The 2,022-nt window shown below is 65.2% G+C and carries 3 protein-coding genes; 2 read left to right on the top strand and 1 reads right to left on the bottom strand.

Features of this window, described 5'->3' with window-relative positions; translation table 11 throughout:
- The coding region (locus tag I6U14_RS06420; protein WP_296897818.1) for a branched-chain amino acid aminotransferase at positions 1–812 on the bottom strand (812 nt) is incomplete at its 3' end.
- 222 nt (positions 813–1,034) lie between these two features.
- Between I6U14_RS06420 and I6U14_RS06415 the strand changes: the two genes are divergently transcribed.
- Both I6U14_RS06415 and I6U14_RS06410 read left to right on the top strand, forming a co-directional pair.
- Positions 1,035–1,646, top strand: a complete 612-nt coding sequence (locus I6U14_RS06415) for a MarR family transcriptional regulator (protein WP_296897817.1) — start codon at positions 1,035–1,037, stop codon at positions 1,644–1,646.
- Between the two features lie 3 nt (positions 1,647–1,649).
- On the top strand, positions 1,650–2,022 hold a 373-nt coding region (locus I6U14_RS06410), incomplete at its 3' end, for a response regulator (protein ID WP_296897816.1).

Raw genomic sequence — 2,022 nt, 5'->3', positions numbered from 1 at the left:
AGGCTGTCGGGCCCGTCCCCGCCACCCGGCGTGGCTGTGCGGGCCGGGCCGGGCGGGAAGCACCCCTCGAAGCCGTCCAGCTCGTCGGGCAGGGTCGCGCGTTCGACGATCTCGATGCCGCGCTTGCGGGCAAGCGCCATCACCGTCCGCCGCGTGATGCCGTCGAGGAAGCAGTCGGGCGTGGGCGTGTGCAGCACGCCGTCCTTGAGGAAGAAGATATTCGCGCCTGTGGCCTCGGCGACACGTCCGCGCCAGTCCAGCATCAGCGCATCGGCGTATCCGGCGGCTTCGGCGCGGTGCTTCTCCAGCGTGCAGATCATGTAGAGGCCCGACGCCTTGGACTTCGCCGGCGCGGTGCGCGGGTCGGGCCGGCAGTATTCAGCCATCGCGAGCCGGATACCGGTCTCCATCGCGGCCGGGTCGAAATACTTGCCCCAGTCCCAGGCGGCGATGGCGACGTTGATCTTCGTCTGCTGCGCGGAAACACCCATCTGCTCGCTGCCGCGCCAGGCGACCGGCCGGATATACGCGTCCACCAGACCGTTCGCCGTCAGCACGTCGCGGCAGGCCTGATCGATCTCTTCCACGCTGTACGGAAGCTCGAAGCCGAGAACGCGCGCTGATTCGGCCAGGCGCTCGCTGTGCTCGGTGAGCTTGAAAATTTCGCCGTTATAGGCCCGTTCCCCCTCGAATACGCAACTGGCGTAGTGCAGGCCATGGCTTAGCACGTGGAGCTTCGCATCGCCCCACGGAATAAGCTCGCCATTCATCCAGATAACGCCGTCGCGCTGATCGTACGGAACGAGTGCCATTGGTCGTCTCCCGAGCGTGTTGCCGCGTTTCGCTCCCGAATTCGGCTTGACTCCCGGCGGCTGCGGGACAACAGATGATGCCCGACGCAGCCGCAAGGCGGTTGTCGTTGCCTGATGACGAGCGCCCTCTGGCGTGAGCCTATCACGCCAAGCCTTTGCCGATTAAGCCGTTTAGATATTGCGGCAAATGGCGCGAGTCCATCGGAAAAATGTCAAAAACGATTGCTGTACGTAGCAATCCGTTCAATATATGTCAACATGGCTGACATAACTCCCGATACCGAACTGGAGCGGCCCGAAACCGCGGCCGGAGCGCGAACCTCCGGAGACGGCGAGCAGGCGGCGCGTCCGCCCGATCCGCAGAGCCTGCGCATCATCGAGCTTTTGTTTTTCGCCTACCGCGACTTCACCGCCGATGCCGATGAAATCCTCGCTGAGCTTGGCTTCGGGCGGGCGCATCACCGGGCGCTGAACTTCATTTGCCGGCATCCGGGGATACGGGTCGCCGATCTCCTCGAAATCCTCCAAATTACCAAGCAAAGTCTCCCCCGCGGGTTGAAGGACCTCGCCGACCGCGGCTTCCTCACCCAGGTGCGCGGCGAGACCGACCGGCGCGAGCGTCTGCTCTATCCGCGCGACGAAGGCCGGGCGCTGATCGGGCGGCTGGCCGGGCGGCAGAGCGAGCGCATCAAGGCGGCGTTGCAGGCCGCGGGCGTGGAGGCGCCGGACACTGTGGCGGAGTTCCTGTTCACGATGATACGCGCGGAAGAGCGCGAGGACATTGCCAGGCTGATCGCCACTGGGGACGGGTTGAACCCGAACGGGGGAGAATGAGCGATGACTGCTGCGAGCGTCGAGGAAAAGCCGATCGAACCGCCCGCCGATACCGCGCCGCATCTGCTGGTGGTGGATGACGACCTGCGCATCCGCGACCTGCTGGCGCGCTATCTGCGCGAGAACGGCTTTCGCGTGACGGTAAGCTCGGATGCGGCGGAAGCGCGAAGCGCGCTGCGCGGGCTGGCGTTCGATCTCATCATTCTCGACATCATGATGCCCGGCGAGTCCGGGCTGTCGCTGGCGCAGACGCTGCGCGCCGAATCCGACGTTCCGATCCTCATGCTCACCGCGCGTTCGGAGCCAGAAAGCCGTGTCGAGGGGCTAGAGCTGGGCGTCGATGATTACATGGCCAAGCCGTTCGATCCGCGCGAAC

Origin of the sequence: Thiohalocapsa sp. (assembly GCF_019695415.1) — a bacterium.
In the GTDB taxonomy this organism is placed as follows: domain Bacteria; phylum Pseudomonadota; class Gammaproteobacteria; order Chromatiales; family Chromatiaceae; genus Thiohalocapsa.
This window is presented reverse-complemented; position numbering and strand designations above follow the sequence as displayed.